18 protein-coding genes and 1 pseudogene are annotated in these 17,153 nt (G+C 65.0%); 13 read left to right on the plus strand and 6 right to left on the minus strand.

What is annotated here, in order from left to right:
* Positions 1-146 precede the first annotated feature (146 nt).
* A complete protein-coding gene (locus QK290_RS06030) occupies positions 147-1,274 on the plus strand; it encodes an FUSC family protein (protein ID WP_282329771.1) in 1,128 nt (375 codons plus the stop codon).
* Between the two features lie 98 nt (positions 1,275-1,372).
* Positions 1,373-2,746, plus strand: coding sequence for a DNA repair protein RadA (gene radA / locus QK290_RS06035; RefSeq protein ID WP_282329772.1), 1,374 nt, complete (start codon positions 1,373-1,375; stop codon positions 2,744-2,746).
* A 24-nt stretch (positions 2,747-2,770) separates the two neighbouring features.
* Here the strand turns inward: radA and QK290_RS06040 are convergent, their stop codons facing one another.
* Together QK290_RS06040 and QK290_RS06045 are read right to left on the minus strand one after the other, a co-directional pair.
* On the minus strand, positions 2,771-4,000 hold the full coding sequence (locus QK290_RS06040; RefSeq protein ID WP_282329773.1) for a beta-ketoacyl-[acyl-carrier-protein] synthase family protein: 1,230 nt from the start codon (positions 3,998-4,000) through the stop codon (positions 2,771-2,773).
* A gap of 6 nt (positions 4,001-4,006) precedes the next feature.
* On the minus strand, positions 4,007-5,620 hold the full coding sequence (locus QK290_RS06045; protein ID WP_282329774.1) for a peptide chain release factor 3: 1,614 nt from the start codon (positions 5,618-5,620) through the stop codon (positions 4,007-4,009).
* A 119-nt stretch (positions 5,621-5,739) separates the two neighbouring features.
* On the opposite strand from QK290_RS06045, the gene QK290_RS06050 reads away from it, so the two are divergent.
* The 5 genes and pseudogenes from QK290_RS06050 to QK290_RS18630 all read left to right on the plus strand — a co-directional run.
* Positions 5,740-5,937 (plus strand): hypothetical protein, encoded by a 198-nt coding sequence (locus QK290_RS06050; RefSeq protein WP_282329775.1) that lies wholly within the window; start codon positions 5,740-5,742, stop codon positions 5,935-5,937.
* Between the two features lie 9 nt (positions 5,938-5,946).
* Entirely contained in the window at positions 5,947-6,345 is a 399-nt protein-coding gene (gene arr, locus QK290_RS06055) for an NAD(+)--rifampin ADP-ribosyltransferase (RefSeq protein ID WP_282329776.1), read from the plus strand.
* Positions 6,346-6,865: 520 nt separating this feature from the next.
* Entirely contained in the window at positions 6,866-7,771 is a 906-nt protein-coding gene (locus tag QK290_RS06060; protein WP_282329777.1) for a metallophosphoesterase, read from the plus strand.
* A gap of 28 nt (positions 7,772-7,799) precedes the next feature.
* Positions 7,800-9,251: an alkaline phosphatase family protein gene (locus QK290_RS06065; protein ID WP_282329778.1), complete on the plus strand. Its 1,452-nt coding sequence runs from the start codon at positions 7,800-7,802 to the stop codon at positions 9,249-9,251.
* Between the two features lie 990 nt (positions 9,252-10,241).
* A pseudogene (locus QK290_RS18630) lies at positions 10,242-10,373 on the plus strand (TOPRIM nucleotidyl transferase/hydrolase domain-containing protein); the annotation flags it as partial.
* 48 nt (positions 10,374-10,421) lie between these two features.
* Here QK290_RS18630 and QK290_RS06070 read toward each other — a convergent pair.
* A complete protein-coding gene (locus QK290_RS06070) occupies positions 10,422-10,745 on the minus strand; it encodes a hypothetical protein (RefSeq protein WP_282329779.1) in 324 nt (107 codons plus the stop codon).
* Between the two features lie 268 nt (positions 10,746-11,013).
* On the opposite strand from QK290_RS06070, the gene disA reads away from it, so the two are divergent.
* Complete coding sequence (gene disA / locus QK290_RS06075) at positions 11,014-12,090, plus strand: DNA integrity scanning diadenylate cyclase DisA (RefSeq protein ID WP_282329780.1); 1,077 nt, start codon at positions 11,014-11,016, stop codon at positions 12,088-12,090.
* A 23-nt stretch (positions 12,091-12,113) separates the two neighbouring features.
* Here disA and QK290_RS06080 read toward each other — a convergent pair whose 3' ends face one another.
* Positions 12,114-12,797, minus strand: a complete 684-nt coding sequence (locus QK290_RS06080; RefSeq protein ID WP_282329781.1) for a hypothetical protein — start codon at positions 12,795-12,797, stop codon at positions 12,114-12,116.
* Between the two features lie 153 nt (positions 12,798-12,950).
* Here QK290_RS06080 and QK290_RS06085 point away from each other — a divergent pair, with 153 nt between their 5' ends.
* From QK290_RS06085 to QK290_RS06105, 5 genes are all read left to right on the plus strand, one after another.
* Positions 12,951-13,925: an A/G-specific adenine glycosylase gene (locus tag QK290_RS06085; protein ID WP_282329871.1), complete on the plus strand. Its 975-nt coding sequence runs from the start codon at positions 12,951-12,953 to the stop codon at positions 13,923-13,925.
* Between the two features lie 65 nt (positions 13,926-13,990).
* Positions 13,991-14,422 carry a DUF3592 domain-containing protein gene (locus tag QK290_RS06090; protein ID WP_282329782.1) on the plus strand — a complete coding sequence of 144 codons (432 nt, stop codon included), beginning with the start codon at positions 13,991-13,993 and terminating at the stop codon, positions 14,420-14,422.
* Positions 14,423-14,425: 3 nt separating this feature from the next.
* A complete protein-coding gene (locus QK290_RS06095) occupies positions 14,426-14,857 on the plus strand; it encodes a DUF3592 domain-containing protein (RefSeq protein ID WP_282329783.1) in 432 nt (143 codons plus the stop codon).
* 36 nt (positions 14,858-14,893) lie between these two features.
* A complete protein-coding gene (locus tag QK290_RS06100; protein WP_282329784.1) occupies positions 14,894-15,385 on the plus strand; it encodes a hypothetical protein in 492 nt (163 codons plus the stop codon).
* Between the two features lie 124 nt (positions 15,386-15,509).
* Positions 15,510-15,800 (plus strand): DUF3040 domain-containing protein, encoded by a 291-nt coding sequence (locus QK290_RS06105; RefSeq protein ID WP_282329785.1) that lies wholly within the window; start codon positions 15,510-15,512, stop codon positions 15,798-15,800.
* A 14-nt stretch (positions 15,801-15,814) separates the two neighbouring features.
* Here the strand turns inward: QK290_RS06105 and dhaM are convergent, their stop codons facing one another.
* Together dhaM and dhaL are read right to left on the minus strand one after the other, a co-directional pair.
* A complete protein-coding gene (dhaM, locus tag QK290_RS06110) occupies positions 15,815-16,522 on the minus strand; it encodes a dihydroxyacetone kinase phosphoryl donor subunit DhaM (RefSeq protein ID WP_282329786.1) in 708 nt (235 codons plus the stop codon).
* On the minus strand, positions 16,519-17,151 hold the full coding sequence (gene dhaL, locus QK290_RS06115) for a dihydroxyacetone kinase subunit DhaL (protein ID WP_282329787.1): 633 nt from the start codon (positions 17,149-17,151) through the stop codon (positions 16,519-16,521). Before dhaL ends, dhaM begins: the two co-directional genes overlap by 4 nt.
* Between the last annotated feature and the right edge of the window lie 2 nt (positions 17,152-17,153).

The raw sequence follows: 17,153 nt of genomic DNA on the forward strand, positions 1-17,153 counted from the left end.
TCTATGGGCCGCAGGTAACGGGATGGGCGGGCATAGGTGAACAGAAGATTAACGACGGCGGCATATTGGCTTACACCCGCGGCGCCACCATTGCGCGTTTCACACTTTCGGGCTTAGGTGTCCGGGCGGCAAATAGACTGGTGGGCATGGCCGCAGCAGCAGGACTCTCAGCAAGCAGGCGATTCCTGCGCGGCCGCATCCGCACCGGCCTGGTCCGGAGCCGGAACTCGCTGGTCCCCGCCGTCCAGATGACCGCCTGCGCGGTGGGGGCGTACGCCTTCGCCGAATACGTCCTGGGGCACTCCGGCCCCCTCTTCGCGGCCACATCGTCACTGATCGCACTGGGCTTCTCGCGTGACCCGCGGCTGCGCCGGGTGATGGAGGTGGGCCTCGGTTGCACCATCGGGATCGCGGTGGGTGATCTGCTGCTGCACTGGCTGGGCAGCGGCATCTGGCAGGCCGCCGTCGTCCTTCTGTTCTCCATCCTGCTGGCCCGCTTCCTGGACAGCGGCAACATCTTCACCACCCAACTGGGGCTGCAATCCTTGCTGGTGGTACTGCTCCCGGCGCCGGACGGCGGGCCGTTCACCCGCAGCATTGACGCCATTGTTGGCGGGGTGTTCGCACTTCTGGTGACCATCCTGATTCCGAAGGATCCGCGCCGGGAGCCCCGCAAGGATGTACGGAAGCTGCTCCACGAACTGGCCGAAGTACTGCGGGAATGCGCTACTGCACTGAGCAACAGCGACTCCACCCAGGCGTGGCACGCCCTGATCCGCGGCCGGAACTGCCAGACGCTGGTGGACGCTATGCGCCACTCCCTCCGTGCTTCCGGCGAGGTGGCCACGCTCGCGCCGGCCCACCGCCGGCACCGCGACGAGTTGGACCGGCTCAAGCAGTCACTGGACTCCATCGACCTTGCGCTCAGGAACAGCCGCGTGTTCGCACGGCGGCTGACCAGCGCCATCAACCATGCCGCACTGTCCGATGAGGCAACCGAGAACATTGCAGAGGTGCTGGAGGATACGGCGGCTGCGATTGATGAACTCTCGCTGGGCCTTGCCGAGACGCACGACGGCGCGCGGCGCGCCCATCTGAGGACGGCCCGGCAGGACTTCAGCGAGGTTGCGCTGCGGCTGCACCCGAGGCTGCTGGAAGTCCAGCGCCTTGAGGGAGAGACTGTGGTGATGCTGTTCCGGCCGCTGATGGTGGACCTCCTGGAGGCCACGGGCATGGATCCGATCGAGGCCAGGGACGTGCTGCCGGGCTTGTAGCGGGCCGACGGGCTGGGCCCACGCCTGCAGGGTTCCCTGGCCGAGCTTAGGGGGGCAGGTGGGGAGGATTGTCGGTGCCCGCCAGTAGGGTGGAACCCATGGCAACAAAGACTTCCCGGGCGTCCAAAGCGCCGGCTTATAAGTGCGCCGAATGCGGCTGGACCACTGTCAAGTGGGTGGGACGCTGCGGCGAGTGCCAGGCGTGGGGGACGGTTGAGGAAACCGGTGCCGCTGTAGCGCGGACGACGGCGGCAACAACAGTTCTGGAGCCGGCCCGCCGGATCGCCGAGGTGGATGCCAGCACGGCGGCTTTCCTGCCTACCGGCGTGGACGAGCTGGACCGCGTACTGGGCGGTGGCCTCGTCCCGGGTGCGGTCATCCTGCTTGCCGGGGAACCCGGCGTGGGCAAGTCCACCCTACTCCTGGACGTCGCGGCCAAGTTCGCCCGCACCGCCCAGGATGTCCTGTATGTCACGGGCGAGGAATCCGCCGCGCAGGTGAAGCTGCGCGCCGAACGGATCGACGCCGTCGCGGACTCACTGTACCTGTCCGCCGAAACTGACCTGGGGCAGGCCTTGGGGCAGGTGGAGAAAATCGAGCCGCGGCTGCTGATTGTGGACTCGGTCCAGACGCTCAGCAGCGCTGACGTGGACGGCAGCGCCGGCGGCGTCTCGCAGGTGCGTGAGGTTGCGGCGTCCATCATCGCAGCTGCGAAGCGCCGGAACATGACTACGTTGCTGGTGGGGCACGTCACGAAGGACGGGTCCATCGCGGGGCCGCGGCTGCTCGAACACCTGGTGGACGTGGTGTGCCAGTTCGAAGGCGAGCGGCATTCCCGGCTCCGGATGCTGCGCGCGGTGAAGAATCGGTACGGGCCCACGGATGACGTCGGCTGTTTTGACTTGAATGAGAACGGCATCGAAGGGCTCACGGACCCCAGCGGGCTGTTCGTGAGCCGCACCAAGGAACCTGTCTCCGGCACCTGCATCACCGTGACCATGGAAGGGCGGCGGCCTTTGCTTGCCGAGGTGCAGTCGCTGCTTGCCGAGAGCGCCAACTCGCAGCCCCGCCGGGCCACCAGCGGCCTGGACAGTTCACGGGTGTCCATGCTCCTGGCGGTGCTACAGCAGCGCGCCGGCTGCCTGCTGCACAAGGACGATTCCTACGTGGCCACGGTAGGTGGCGTGAAGCTCAGCGAACCGGCCACTGACCTCGCCGTTGCCTTGGCCGTCGCCTCCGCGAAGGCCCGCAAACCCCTGCCCATCCGGCTGATCGCGTTCGGCGAGGTGGGCCTGGCCGGCGAAGTCCGGCCGGTACCCGGCATCAACCAGCGCATCCAGGAAGCACACCGCCTGGGCTTCACCCACGCCGTGGTCCCGGCCAGCCACAACGGTCCCGGCCCTGTCCCGGCGGGCTTCTCCGTGCGCGAGGTGGAACATCTGACGGAGGCGTTGAGCCTGCTGATCGGGTAGGGCCCGTTGCCGGCGGGGGCGGTGTCAGCTGGCCGTGATCACCAGGGCAACGCTGTGTCCGCCGAAGCCAAAAGCGTTCACCAGGCCGGCGGGGGCGGAGCCCGGCGCCAGCGTGTGCGCGTTTTCCGTGATGACGTTCAGGTTCACTTCGGGGTCCAGCGCCTCGACGTTCGCCGTTCCGGGAAGCTGTCCGGTCTGCAGGGCCTGGACCACCACAACCGCGGCGAGCGCACCGGCGCCGCCCAGCAGGTGGCCTGTGTGGCCCTTGGTGGAAGTCACGGGCACGTTGGCACCGAAAATGGCGTTGATGGCCTGCGCCTCGAGCCGGTCCCCTACCGGGGTGGAGGTGGCGTGCGCGTGAACGAAGCCGATTTCCGAAGCCTGCATTCCGGCCGAGGCCAGGGCCTTCTGCATGACCCTCCGCTGCATGGCGGGGTCCGCGGCCACGATGTCGTTGGCGTCCGAGGTTACCGCCCCGCCGGCCACTGCGCCGAGGACAACGGCGCCGCGCGCCCGGGCGTGGGCCTCACTCTCAAGCACCACAATGCCGGCGCCTTCTGCGAGGACAAAGCCGTCGCGGGCGCCGTCGAACGGGCGCGAGGCTAGCTGGGGTTCGCTGTTGCGCGTGGAGAGTGCCCGGATCTGGGAGAACCCGGTGATCACAAGGTCGTTGACGGATGCGTCCACGCCGCCGGCAATCACGACGTCGGCCGCTCCGGAGCGGATCATTTCGGCGCCCTGGACAATTGCTTCCGCGCCGGACGCGCACGCGCTGACCGGGGTCCGGGCTCCGCCGCGGGCGCCGAGGTCAATGGAGACCCAGGCCGCGGGGCCGTTGACCATCAGCCGGGTGAGGGTGTGCGGCGAGACCCGGCGCGGGCCGCCGCTGGCGAGCGCACGGTCCTGTTCGAGGGTGGAACCGAGGCCGCCATAGGCGGAGCCGATCACCACAGCGAACCGTTCGGGGTCGACGTCGGGCGTTCCTGCCTGCTGCCAGGCTTCCCGGGCAGCCACCAGCGCCAGTTGCCCGCACCGGTCCATCCTTTTCAGCTCGCGCGTGGTGAGGTGCTCCGAAAGGTCTGCGGTGACCTGTCCGGCCATGCGCACGGGCAACTGCTCCGCCCACTCCTGATCCAGCGCGGCGATGCCGGACTGCCCCGCCAGCAGGCCGGTCCAGGTTTCTGCCATCGTGGATCCGAGCGGGTTGATGGTGCCGACGCCGGTGATCAGCGCGCGGGGTTGGTCTGCAGACATTGGACGCTACTTTGCGGGGTTGTGGGTGCCGATGGGCACGAGGGTCAGATCGGGGTGGTTCTTCTCGATCCGGCGCAGGGCCCAGACGTCGTTGAACAGGGCAAGGTATTCGCCGTCGGACCGCAACAGCACCTCGGCACCGGGCACGTTGGCCAGCGTGGGCATGGCCTCCGCCGTCGAAATCCTGGCGATGGAGTACGGCAGGCGTTCCAGCCGCATCGGGGCGCTGAAATCGTGGGCCATGCGGTCCTCCACCACTTCGAACTGCATGGGGCCGACGGCGGCGAGCACCGGCGCCTGGTCGCCGCGGACGTCGGAGCGGAGCACCTGGATGACGCCCTCGTGCTCGAGCTGCTCGATGCCCCGGCGGAACTGCTTGAACTTGCTGGGGTCCTTGGACCGGGCCACCTGGAAATGTTCCGGGGCGAACAGCGGAATGGCGGGGTATTCCACCGCGTCTTCGAGGAAGAGGCTGTCACCTACGCGCAGCGTGGAGGCGTTGACCAGGCCAACAACGTCGCCGGGGTAGGCCTCGTCGATGACCTCGCGTTCGCGGCCGAAGACCTGCTGGGCGTACTTGGTGGCGAACGACTTTCCGGTGCGGGTCTGGGTGACCACCATGCCGCGTTCAAAAACTCCGGAGCAGACACGGATGAAGGCGACGTGGTCGCGGTGGGCCTTGTTCATGCCGGCCTGGACCTTGAAGACGAAGCCGGAGAAGGACGATTCGACCGGGCGCGGGCTGCCCTCGACGTCGGGCCGGGGGGCGGCGTGCGGCGCGAAGTCCACCAGGGCGTCCAGCAGTTCCTTCACGCCGAAGTTCAGCGCGGCGGAGCTGAAAAGGATGGGGGTGGCGGTGCCCGCGTGGAAGGCTTCGACGTCGAATTCGAGGTTGGACTCGATGACCAGGCCGGCCTCGTCCACGGCGTCGGTCCAGTTGCTGCCCTGCGTCTCCGCGGCCTCTTCGGGCGTGAAGTACTCGGTCAGGGCGATGTTGGCGCCGGAATTGTTGCGCTGGAAGCGGGCGAAGCGGTCCTGGCGGAGGTCCCAGACGCCGCGGAAGTCACCGGAGATTCCCACGGCCCAGGTCAGCGGCATGGGCTGGAGGCCGGTGCGCTCGGTGAGCTCGTCCATCAGCGCCAGTGCGTCCAGGCCCGGCCGGTCCCACTTGTTGATCACGGTGATGATGGGCAGGTTCCGCGCCTTGCAGACTTCAAACAGCTTCATGGTCTGCGTTTCAAGGCCCTTGGCGGCGTCCACGAGCATCACCGCGCAGTCGACGGCGGCCAGGACGCGGTAGGTATCCTCGGAGAAGTCCGCGTGGCCGGGGGTGTCAAGCAGGTTGATGACGGTGTCCCGGTAGGAGAACTGGAGGGCGGCGGAGCTGATGGAGATGCCGCGGTCCTTCTCCATCTGCATCCAGTCCGAAACCGTTTCCTTGCGGTTGGCCTTACCGCTGGAGGCGCCGGCCGTGCCGATCACCTTCGCGTGCAGTGCCAGAGCCTCGGTGAGGGTGGACTTGCCGGCGTCGGGGTGCGAAATGACAGCAAAGGTCCGACGCCGGGCCGCCTGTTTGTGAATCTCGTTGACCCGGGCGGGGCTAAGGACATCTTGGGACACGGTGCTACTTTCGCTGCGGTGGGGTTACCCCAAGGCGCTCGGCAGGCCTTAAGGGGAAGCATGGCTCTGTGAGAGCCAAGTTCCAAGTTTATCGCAGCGGCGGACTTTAGGCTGGGGCCATGAATAACACCAAGAGAGCAACGCTCATTTGGTCGCTGGGGGCAGTTATTTTCTCCCTCATCGGCGTATCCACCGCACTGGGCTCCAACGGAGTCTGGTACCTCATCATTTCGGCCGTGGTACTTCTTCTAGCCGGCATCGCTTTCGCCGCCAGGGCGATTCTCTCCCTCCGGGCAGCCAGCGGTTCAGACGCTTAGGCTGTAGGTGTGAGCAAATCCCTGGACGAGGGTCCGTTCTTTCACGGCACGAAAGCCAACCTCCGGGACGGTGATCTCCTCAGGGCGGGCTTCAGGTCGAACTACCGTCCCGAAGTCGTGATGAATCACATCTATTTCACCGCTCTTCCGAACGGCGCGGGACTCGCGGCGGGTGACGGAGCCCCGCGCGTCTACGAGGTCGAGCCGACCGGGGCATTCGAGAACGACCCCACCGTGACCGACAAGAAATTCCCCGGCAACCCCACCCGGTCATATCGCAGCAGTGCCCCGCTCAGGGTCGTCGGCGAAGTCACCGATTGGACACGACAGGCGCCCGAGGCGCTACAGGCGTGGAAGGAGCGACTCGTAGCCCTCCGGGCGGACGAGCGAGGCCAAATCATCAACTGACGAGGATCAATGCTCCTTCAAGGGCATAGAACGTAGGGCGGACCGGCTTAGGGAATCAGCCGCTGATCTCAGAGACTCTTGAAAATTCTCAAAAACATCTCTTCGCTTTCAACATATGCGTGAAAGCCTGCACGTCTCGATTTTGAAGTATCGGCGATAACGTCGTAGTCCCACGCGAAGACGAAATCGCCAAACTGCCAGGAAGACAGCTTCGAGTAGGGGGTCTTCGCCAGAGCGTGCTTCGCAACCATTGCATCCCACAGACTCTTCTATGTCTGGCAAGCCGCTTCTTGCACCTTTTGCGCCTGAGCGGCGGCATTCAGAATCCCCGCGAGCACGGTCCTTGCCAGGGCGTACCCTTACGAACCACTACACAATACTCAAAACAAGGGATGGTGGTCACATGCCGGCATGGCAGAAAGTAGTTGCCTCGGTCGTTTTGGCCTCCCTGACCTGTTTCGGGTTGGCACGTTGCGAATTTGCCGTACCCAAGAGTTCGGCGCCTCCCGATGGAAGGTCTGTGCGTTTTACGGCAGCCGGTGACGTCGGCATGGGAAAGGGCGCCAAAGCGGTGCTCGACACAATCAAGGAACTTGGACCCGATTTCAACGTCAACCTCGGAGACCTGTCCTACGCGCAAGGCCCGGAGCAGGCATTCTGTGACCTAATCACCGCAAAGCTCGGTCCGGACTTTCCTTATGAGGTGGTGGCAGGAAACCACGAAAGCAATGGTGAAGAGGGGCATATAGAGAACTTCGCCAACTGCCTGCCCAACAAGTTGCCCGGCCTGCAGGGCGAGTACGGCAAACAGTGGTACGTGGACGTCCCCCAGGAGCACCCACTGGTGAGGCTGATTCTGGTCTCGCCCGGCCTGGAGTTCCCGGAAGGCGTTTTGGACTATTCGAGGGACAGCGAGCGGTGGCGGTGGACCGAATCTGCCATTGACGGTGCCCGTACGGCGGACATTCCCTGGACAGTGGTGGGCATGCATACCCCGTGCTTCAGCATTGGGAACTATGGCTGTGACGCAGGCCAAGCACTGACGAACCTTCTGATCAGCAAAAATGTGGATCTCGTGCTGACCGGCCATGAACACATCTACCAACGAACGCACCAGCTCGGCATCAACAGGACCTGCATCTACCTGTTTATCAGGGATGTCACACCAGAGTGCGTGGTTGACAGCGACGACGCCCTGACCAAAGGAAAGGGAACGGTTTTCACCACGATCGGCGTCGGAGGCAAGAGCATCCGCGAAATCAACACCGACGATCCCGAAAAGCCCTACTTTGACGTCTGGTCCGGGACCAACGAAAATCCAGCCCTGGGAACCTTGGATGTCACCGTGACCAGCACGCGGATGGACGTGAGATTTGTTCCCGCAACCGGATACACCTTCACCGACGCCTTCAGCATCGGGAAATAACTTTGGAAAGAAATACTTAGGCGATCACATGAAGATAAACTCAACCATTTTGCGGCGCGGGCTAGCTACGTTGCTCGCTGCCGCTGTGGTCGGCGCATGGTTAACGTCTGCCAGCCTGAGTGGAGCCGCCACTCAAACGCTGAACGACGCTACCGTCGGAGCGGGTTTGAATCAGTTCAGCTACACAGGTAGCGGGTGGTCCACAAGTACGGGTATGCCCAGCCTGTACCAGGGCAACGACCACTTTACCAATGCTTCCGGGGCGGCTTACAGCGTGAAGTTTAAGGGGACCCGGGGGCTGATTTTCTCGGAAAAGAACAACACTCTGGCCATCTTTGCTGTCTCGATCGATGGGGGTACCGAAACCCTGGTAGATCCTTATGCGACTACCCGCCAAGATCAACAGTTGGTATATTCCAGCCCGACCCTGTCCGCCGGTACGCACACCATCAAAGTGCGTTCCACCGGCACCAAGAACGCGGCCTCCAACGGCGTGAATCTGGAGGCCGACCGGCTGGACGTGGTGAGCGGTCTTACAGCACCGACGCCAGCTCCGACCTCGACCGCGACGTCTACACCGACCCCGACCCCGACCCCGACGGCCACACCTACTCCAGCGCCCCCACCTACATCGCTTGGAGCCATCAAAACCGTTTTCGTCGTCATGATGGAGAATACCGACTGGAAAGACGTGAAAGCCAACGGCAGCTACCCGTATCTAAATAGCGTCCTGTTGCCCTCCTCCGCGTACGCCGAGAATTACAGCACTACTTACGGGCATCCTAGCCTGCCTAATTACATCGCTCTCGAGGCCGGGGATTCCATGGGTCTCACGGACGGCACCTTCCTGCCCCCGACCCCCAGCACCAGTATGACTGACCACTTGGTCACTCAATTGCGCACTGCCGGTATTTCCTGGAGGTACTATGCCGAGAACCTGCCTGGCGACGGCACGACCTGTAATATTTCCGACCCCGGCACCCCTTACTCGCTGGATCACAACGCTTTCGTCTACTTCGACGACGTCCGCAACGATGCGGGCTACTGCCAGTCCCATGAACGTCCCTACAGTGAATTTGCCGGCGATCTGACCAATAACACCGTTCCGGCCTATAACTTTATCGTCCCCAACGACTGGGATCAGGGTGAGAAACTCGCCTCCGGGTCCAATTGCATGCCCTGCCAGGCGGATAGTTTTCTCAAGTCAGAAATTCCCAAGATACAGGCATCAGCCGCGTATCAGAACGGCGGAGCCATCCTCATCCTCTGGGACGAAATGGGCTGGGACGGCAACTATCCCAGTGGCCTGATCGTCAACTCGCCGTATGGCAAGACGAACTACTCCAACACCATTGCCTACAACCACGGTTCCACCCTGCGCACCGTCCAGGAGATCTTCGGCGTCGGACCGCTCCTGCGCCAGGCTTCTACCGCGACCGACCTGAGCGATCTCTTCACTATTCCACTCACGGCCAAATAGTCCACGATTCCTGGGACTACACCAACTCTCGCCCCGACTTAGGCTTCCGCGCCCACCCCATCTCGGCGCCGCTGCCCACGAGCACCGATCCCAGCGACACTCGTGGCAGGAAACGTTTCCCGGCACGATTGAAGAATTCGAACACTTGGCCGGCGGCAGTGCTGTAGCCCTCCTGACGAACGCTGCTGTGGCCGGTCTGGCCCAGCCACTCGCGGAACAGGCCGAGGAGAGCCTCCGCCTCTTGCGCTCTCGAATGCAGTGTCCGATCATGGCGAGGCGGAGGCGGTCCTCACCCGCTGCGGGAGTGGTATCGATCATCCGGACCGCTTCCCTATAGAGGGGCGCGAGAGACGAATCGACTGCCCCGATGTACTTGTGCAGCTTCTGCCTGGCAGGCGTCCACAGTTCGAAGCTCGGCGCATCCTGCATACTTTCCCCCAAGTGCATCGCATTGTTGTTCTTCTTCAAAGGCGACCTTTGGTCACGTGGTCCACAGGGGACGCTCAATCCGTGGTCGACAAGTTGAATCATGCCAAGCTAACCGCAGCCCTGGTCGTAGCGCCACGCAGGGCGGCCGGCGTGCCCTTTAGCCGGTCCCCCATCGGCGCAAGGGATACCCAAACTTTGCGGATCACGCTTCGCCGGGTTTCCGCGGTCGCCCGATTCCCGTAAGACCCGCCCGAGAAAATGCCCGGTGACGGGGGGATAAACGGTACCTGCTGAAGCACGACGGGAATCCTTATCGGTACGCCCGTGTATCCACAACGACCAAGACCTCAGCGCCGAGAAAAAACGCCCGGGTCGCCTTGGGATGACGCCCGGACAAGACCTTCTCCGGCCAGGGCCTTGCCGGGCAGGGACGCACACTCCGGTGGAGCTTGCCGAACTCATCGCGGTGACGCTCAACGGACTAACGCGTACAAACCCTCAGACCGTGCCAGATCTGACGGCGCGCGAGCCACCCAGGCTGGCGTTCGGCATACTGGTTCCATGCAGGCGACGACGGTGTTGGTTGAGGGCGAGAGTGACCGGATGGCGGTGGAGACGCTGGCCGTGCGCCTTGGCCACGACCTGGCCGCCGAGCGGGTGACTGTGGCCCCGATGGGAGGCGCCACCAGCATCGTCCGCTTCCTCGCCCGCTACGGCCCGGACGTCGCAGGCCACCGGTTGCTAGGTCTGTGTGATGTGCGGGAGTCCCGTGGCATCGCCCGTGCGCTCGGCCGGGCAGGCATCGGGTCGGGCCCGCTGGCGGAGCTTGGCTTCCACGTCTGTGACGCCGACCTGGAGGATGAACTCATCCGTTGCCTTGGGGTTGACGGCTTTCCCGGTGTCATCGCGGCTCAGGGCGAGCTCGCGTCGTTCCGGATCCTCCAACACCAGCCGTCTCAGCGAGACCGGCCCATAACGGCGCAGTTGCGCCGGTTCTTCGGGGGACGCAGCGGTAACAAGATCCGGTACGCGCCCCTGCTCGTCGACGCATTGCCAACCGGGCATGCACCTCATTCTGATGTGGTGGGGGCGCAGAGCCCGCCACGCACCCAAACTGGCCAAATGTGCCCACCCGACCAGCCGCCGTCGCACGCGTTCCCAAGGCACTTCGCGGCACCCCCTAACGAGGCACTTTGGGGCTTGTCCGTGCGGTTGTTGCCGCTTCTTACCTCTATCATTGAGCTTGCAGGAAACTGAGTACTTTTGATCCTCCCGGCTGAGCGTAAACCGGCGTACCTGCGGGCGGCAGCCTGCACCTTTGAAGGGAAAACCTATGGCTCGGAGCCCCGAAGAATCGCTCAAGGCGACTCTGGGCAGAGTGGCTCCAGGCACGCCGTTGCGCGATGGCCTGGAGCGCATCCTCCGGGGGCGGACCGGTGCGCTGATCGTGCTGGGCTCGGACCGGACCATCGATTCCATCTGCTCCGGCGGGTTCGACATTGGCATCGATTTCTCCCCCACAAGGCTCCGCGAACTGGCCAAGATGGACGGAGCCATCATCTGCGACAAGGACGCCGGCAACATTCTCCGGGCCGCGGTCCAGCTGGTCCCGGACTCAAGCATCGAAACCCAGGAATCCGGTACCCGCCACCGCACCGCCGAGCGTGTGGCCATCCAGACCGGCGTTCCCGTAATCTCCGTCAGCCAGTCCATGCAGATCATCGCGCTGTACGTGAACGGGCTCCGGCACGTGCTGGAGGGATCCGAGAAGGTCCTGGCCCGCGCCAACCAGGCCCTCGCCACGCTGGAACGGTACCGTTCGCGGCTGGACCAGGTGACCAGTTCCCTGTCCGCCCTCGAGATCGAGGCCATGGTGACCGTCCGCGACGTCGCAGTGACCCTGCAGCGCCAGGAAATGGTCCGCCGGATCTCCGAGGAAATATCGCAGTATGTCCTGGAACTTGGCGAGGACGGCCGGCTTCTGTCCCTCCAGCTCGATGAACTCACGGTTGGCCGCGGCCCGGGCAGCGATGTCATCATCCGCGACTACGCCCGGCCGGACGCGTCCGCCGAGGACATCGAACGGGCCGTCACTGCGTTGGTGAACCTCGGCCCTACAGAGCTGATCGACCTGGGCAAGATCTCCGGGATCGTCGGTTTCGCCGGCGGCGAGGCCAATCTCGACGCCGTGGTGCAGCCGCGCGGTTACAGGTTGCTGTCCGGGCTCAAGGCAGTCCCCAAGGCTGTTGCCGACCGCTTGGTGGACCACTTCGGCGGCCTGCAGTTCCTGATGGCGGCCACCATTGACGACCTCATGACCGTTGACGGCATCGGCGACCAACGTGCCCGCACCGTCCGCGAAGGCCTGAGCCGGATGGCCGAAGCCAGCCTGCTGGACCGCTTCCTCTAATCCCCACCCACCTAAGGGGCGGATCAGCTGAGCTGGAACACGGCCTTGGGGCTGGCCCTCGAGCCAAGCTTGGCCGTGAAAATGTAGTAGGACCCGCCCGCTCCTGGCTTGGCTTCGATGGGGCTGCAGCCCTCCAGCGTGCGGTTACGGGCCCACGGAAAGTTCGCCGTTTCGCTGGCCCCCGGGGCAATCGTCTTCATCAGGTCTTCGCTTTTGGCCTGGCAGTCCTTGGACGAGAAGATCCTGTCCGCACCGCTGGTCACCAGGAACTCCATCTGGGACGTTCCGATGTTCACCTCGCACGGCATGGTTCCGCCGTTGGTCACCTTCAGGGTGAGCAGCGGGTTCTCATCGGGGCCGTAGGCGGCTTTGTCCGTCGAAGCGGACACCGTCACCAGGTTTTGACTGCAGGACGGCGTGGGCGTGGCAGTGGGTTCCGTGCCCGCAGTTTCCGACGGCGATGGGCCGGGGGCGGGGGCAGATTCGGTGGCGCCGCCCGTGGAAGCTGCCTGCTCGGTGCCGCTGAGCGCACCGGCCACCGCAAAGCCACCGAAGGCGAGCGCCACCGCCATGAGCAGGGCTGTTCCCGTAAAAAGCCGACGGCGGCGGTAGACGGCTGCGCTCGGCTGCCCGGTAGCGCCGGAACCGCCCCGGGAACCGGATGCGGATGCCGTCTTGCGCGGTGATGAATTGCCTTGCCTGCCCATCCTTCTAGGCTAGAGAACCCGCCGGATTCTGCCGTCCCACCACGCCGGTCCCCCAGTCAACGCTAAGGTCACAGTTTGTCCGCGGGAATCTTCGCGCGGCTCCCGGGAATCCACTACAGTGTTGGAATCGACGCCATGACCCTTTCCCCAGCCATGCCCGTGGACGGCCCGTCCGGCCCGGGTGGACTCCGCCCCGACCAGCTCGCCGCGCTGCACCGCAGGATCACCGGCTGGTTCGCGGAGACGGCGAGGGACCTGCCGTGGCGCGAAACCCGTTGCTCACCGTGGGGAGTCCTGGTCAGCGAGATCATGCTCCAGCAGACCCCTGTGGTGCGGGTTTTGCCGGTCTGGCGGGAATGGCTTGAGCGCTGGCCCACCCCCGCCGGGCTCGCCGGTGAGCCTGCAGGGGAAGCCGTCCGCTCCTGGGGAAGGCTCGGCTATCCCCGCAGGGCACTCCGCCTGCACGCGGCCGCCGCCGCCATCGTCCGCGACCACGCCGGCGAGGTCCCCGGCGACTACACGGAGCTGCTGGCCCTGCCCGGCGTGGGCAGCTACACGGCCGCGGCCGTTGCCGCCTTTGCCTTCGGACGCCGGGAGACTGTGGTGGACACCAACATCCGGCGGGTGCACGCGCGGCTGGTTTCCGGCGTCGCACTCCCCTCACCGTCGCTGAACGCCGCGGAGATGCGGCTCGCAGCGGAACTGCTGCCGGACGACGTCGGGACCTCCGTGCGCTGGAACGCCGCGGTGATGGAACTGGGGGCGCTGGTCTGCACGGCGCGTGCGCCCAAGTGCGCGGAATGCCCGGTGCGGAACTCCTGTGCGTGGCTGGCAGCCGGCGAGCCGCCGCCGTCGTACGCTCCCAAAGGACAGGCGTGGCACGGCACTGACCGGCAGGTCCGGGGAGCCGTGATAGCTGTGCTTCGGCTTGCGGATGCCCCGGTGCCGGCGGAAATGTTCCAGCGGGAGCCTGCTGACCTGGGCTTCGCGGCGACAGGAATCGGCGTGCCCTTGTCCGCACTGCACCGCCTGAACTCCGCGCCGGAACAACTCGAACGTGCCATTGCCGGCCTCCTCGGCGACGGCCTGGCCGAGCTGCACCAGGGCGGTTACCGGCTGCCGGCCTGAGCGTCTTTTAGTGTGGACCGCCCCTGAATGGGATACTTTCTGGTGACTCGAACCGGGGGAAGTTCATGAGAATCGTGTTGTATGTCATCTGGGCACTGTTTGTTGCGGGTGTCATTTTTGCGCTGGTCCGCTCACTGCGGAAAGCCAAGCGGCAGGAAAAACTGATCGCCGGCTGGCCAAAGGTGCAGGCGACCGTCACCGGGAACGTGGCGGGCTGGACACATGGCGGCGGCGGCTCAACGCGGAGCCGGCGCTTCTACCCCACCTACCAGTTCGCCGACCCCAACGGGACCCTTTATGCGGGCGAATCCGAGGTTTCGTACGCTAATCAGCAGGCACCGGGATCACCCCTGGCCGTGGCCTACAACCCGGCGAATCCCAACCAGTCGTTCCAGGTGGCGTCCGAATCCAAAATGGTGATCGGGTGCCTGATGCCGGTTTTTGCATTCTTCGCCCTGCTGCTGTTCTGGGTCGCCGGCAACTTCCCGCTGGGCTGAACTGTGGACTCCCTGAAACTGCTGTTCATCGTGCTGCCGGGGCTTTTCCTTGCCGCGGGCCTGATCCTGATGGGGCTGTCCCTGGCCGCGTCCTTCCGCCGGAAACGCTCCATGGCGGGGTGGCAAGAGACTTTGGCCACCGTCACCGGAAACCTGCACGGCACGGACGGACCCGCAGGCAACGGCCGGAACCGGTTTGCGCCGTCGTATGAATTCTCAGACGCGGGCGGCAAGCGCTGGCTGGGGCAGTCCGATATCTACAGCCAGGACCAGGCGATCATCGGCACCCACATCCCGGTGGCCTACAACCCGGCCAACCCCGCCGAATCCACGCTGCCGGCCTTTGTTGTTGCCAAGGGCCGGATGGCGACGGGTCTCATTATGGTGCTTTTCGGAGCAACGGCCATAACAATGTTTGCATCACTTTCCTGGTAGCAATGCCGGCTTCCGTCTCCGGATTTACGCTGGAGTATGGGCAAGCCCGGGGTACTTCTGGCACTGATGACGACGGCGGTTCTCACCTCCGGTTGCTACTACTACCCCGCCCCGACGCCGTGCCCGATGATTGCCCAGGCGTCAGCGGTCTCTGTGACCGTGGCCCGGGAGTACGTACCGCAGGTGGGCTCACTGCGTCTCAAGGCCTGCCAGGACGGCGTCTGTAAAGAAGCCGGCGTCGAGCTTTTCACCGGCACTGCCTCGATTGACCAAGGCTGCACACCGGAAGGGGTCTGCTCCGCCACGGCTTCCCCTGACGGGACCATGATCGGGATGCTGATGCTGGAGTCCCTCACCGAGGCCCCGATGGCGCTGACCGCCACCGCAGCTGCTCCGGACGGATCGGCTCTGCCGGTGCACACCCTGAATTTCCGGCCCCGCGGCGCCTATCCCTACGGTGAGCACTGCGGGAAGTTCGTCACCGCTGCGGTGATTCTCGACGCCCAGGGCCTGCGACAGGCTGCGTGACTGATGGCGGCCAAGGGCCCTCCGGCCCCGCCCTTGACTTCCACCCAGGACGCTTCTACGGTCTGTATTACCAGCCTCGGCAACATTGGATTTACAACAGGTTCGCCGCCGGGAAGGGGTTGTGATGCCACTTTCAGATAGAGAGCGGAAACAGCTTGAGGAGCTGGAGTTGGGCCTGTCTGCAGACGATCCGCGGCTCGCCGAGGAACTCTCGTCCGGCTCCGTGGGCACGAGGTTTGGGCGCCGCACGTACTTCGGTGCCATCGCATGCCTGTTCGGACTGGTGCTGCTTATTGTCGGCGTCAGCACTCAGATCATCGCGATCGGCGTTGGCGGTTTCCTCCTGATGGGAGCCGGCACGTACCTGCTCGTGGACAAGCGCTCCTTCAATCTGGGCCGCAGCCAGGTCAAATAGCTCCAGTCCACGGCCTACGGCTCGCCGAAGCCGGCCTGCACCAGGCCGCCAACGTAGTTCAGGGCACGCTCTGCGTCGGGCCCCCAAGCCTCGATGTGGAGCATGGATCCCTTACCTGCCGCCAGGATCATCAGGGATGTCATTGACGCGCCATCCACGCCGTTGACCGTGACTTCGGCGTTGAGGGACGCCAGGCCGCCCGCGATCTTGGCGGCCGGGCGGGCGTGCATGCCAGCCTCGTTCACCAGTTCGAAGTCGCCGGTGAAGTCCGGCCCCGGACCGGTGACGGACCCTTCAGCCACGGTATTGACAGCCAGGGCTAGCGAAGCAGCCGCCACGTCCGGCCCCAGTCCGTAGACCGCTTCGGCGGCATGTTTAACTGCCTTCGCATCGGCACCGCCCTGCGCGGCCACCGCGGCAGCAACCAGGCCCTCCACCAGGGGCGCGTCCGCCAGAAGCACACCGGCCCGCTCCTCCACGAATTCCAGGGCCGATTCCGCCGTCATCACGGCAGATCCCAGGTCTGTCAGGACAACCACGCCATCGCCGCCGGCCGCCTGGTCCAGGGCGGACATGACTTTTTCCAGGCTCGTTCCGATCCTGCCGTCTGCGGTGCCCCCGGCGGCGAGGATGACGACGTCGGGCGCCATCTGGGCGGCAAGTTCCACGGCGCCGTCGGCTATTTTTTCGCTATGGGAAACCACCACCAGACGAACTGTCACGCTGCGGCCCCCACGGCTGCCCGGAGAATCAGCGCACTCGAGGCGGCGCCCGGATCGCGGTGGCCCGCGCTCCGCTCCCCCAGGTAGCTGGCGCGGCCCTTGCGGGCCACCAACGGGTCGGTGGCCACGGCGCCGGCTTCAGCCGCTTCGGCCGCAGCCACCAGCACGCCAAGGACGGTGCCGGCACCGTCCTTGGCGGCGGCCTGTGCAGCCTCCACAGCGGGGGTCCATGCATCCACCATGGTCTTGTCGCCGGGTTCGGCCTTGCCCCGGGCCACGATCCCGTCGCGGGCAGCCCCGAGCGCTTCGGCAAGGCGTTCCGGATCAATTTCGGCCGCGTCTCCCAGGGCGGTGGAGGCGCGCAGGAACGCGGTTCCGTACAAGGGACCTGCGGCGCCGCCCACCTTGGACATCAGGGTCATGGCAGTCAGCTTCAGGGCCGCGCCGGGCGTCTCAGGCTGCGCTTCAGCCAGTTTCTCCAGCACCGCCTGGAAGCCGCGGTCCATGTTCTCGCCGTGGTCCGAGTCCCCGATCGCACGGTCGAGTTCGATGAGCCACACCCGGTTTTCCGCCATGGCCTGGGCGCAGAGAGTCAGCCATCTGACGGCCCATTTCACGTCCAGCACCACGG

The organism is Pseudarthrobacter sp. AL07, from assembly GCF_029960665.1.
Lineage (GTDB): Bacteria > Actinomycetota > Actinomycetes > Actinomycetales > Micrococcaceae > Arthrobacter.

Coding starts and splice junctions, on each gene's coding strand:
- QK290_RS06030 (WP_282329771.1), top strand. CDS start 147: ATGGCCGCAGCAGCAGGACTCTCAGCAAGCAGGCGATTCCTGCGCGGC.
- QK290_RS06080 (WP_282329781.1), bottom strand. CDS start 12,797: ATGGGCAGGCAAGGCAATTCATCACCGCGCAAGACGGCATCCGCATCC.
- QK290_RS06040 (WP_282329773.1), bottom strand. CDS start 4,000: ATGTCTGCAGACCAACCCCGCGCGCTGATCACCGGCGTCGGCACCATC.
- QK290_RS06100 (WP_282329784.1), top strand. CDS start 14,894: ATGGGCAAGCCCGGGGTACTTCTGGCACTGATGACGACGGCGGTTCTC.
- QK290_RS06050 (WP_282329775.1), top strand. CDS start 5,740: ATGAATAACACCAAGAGAGCAACGCTCATTTGGTCGCTGGGGGCAGTT.
- QK290_RS06070 (WP_282329779.1), bottom strand. CDS start 10,745: ATGCCCGGTTGGCAATGCGTCGACGAGCAGGGGCGCGTACCGGATCTT.
- QK290_RS06065 (WP_282329778.1), top strand. CDS start 7,800: ATGAAGATAAACTCAACCATTTTGCGGCGCGGGCTAGCTACGTTGCTC.
- radA (WP_282329772.1), top strand. CDS start 1,373: ATGGCAACAAAGACTTCCCGGGCGTCCAAAGCGCCGGCTTATAAGTGC.
- disA (WP_282329780.1), top strand. CDS start 11,014: ATGGCTCGGAGCCCCGAAGAATCGCTCAAGGCGACTCTGGGCAGAGTG.
- QK290_RS06090 (WP_282329782.1), top strand. CDS start 13,991: ATGAGAATCGTGTTGTATGTCATCTGGGCACTGTTTGTTGCGGGTGTC.
- QK290_RS06085 (WP_282329871.1), top strand. CDS start 12,951: ATGCCCGTGGACGGCCCGTCCGGCCCGGGTGGACTCCGCCCCGACCAG.
- QK290_RS06105 (WP_282329785.1), top strand. CDS start 15,510: ATGCCACTTTCAGATAGAGAGCGGAAACAGCTTGAGGAGCTGGAGTTG.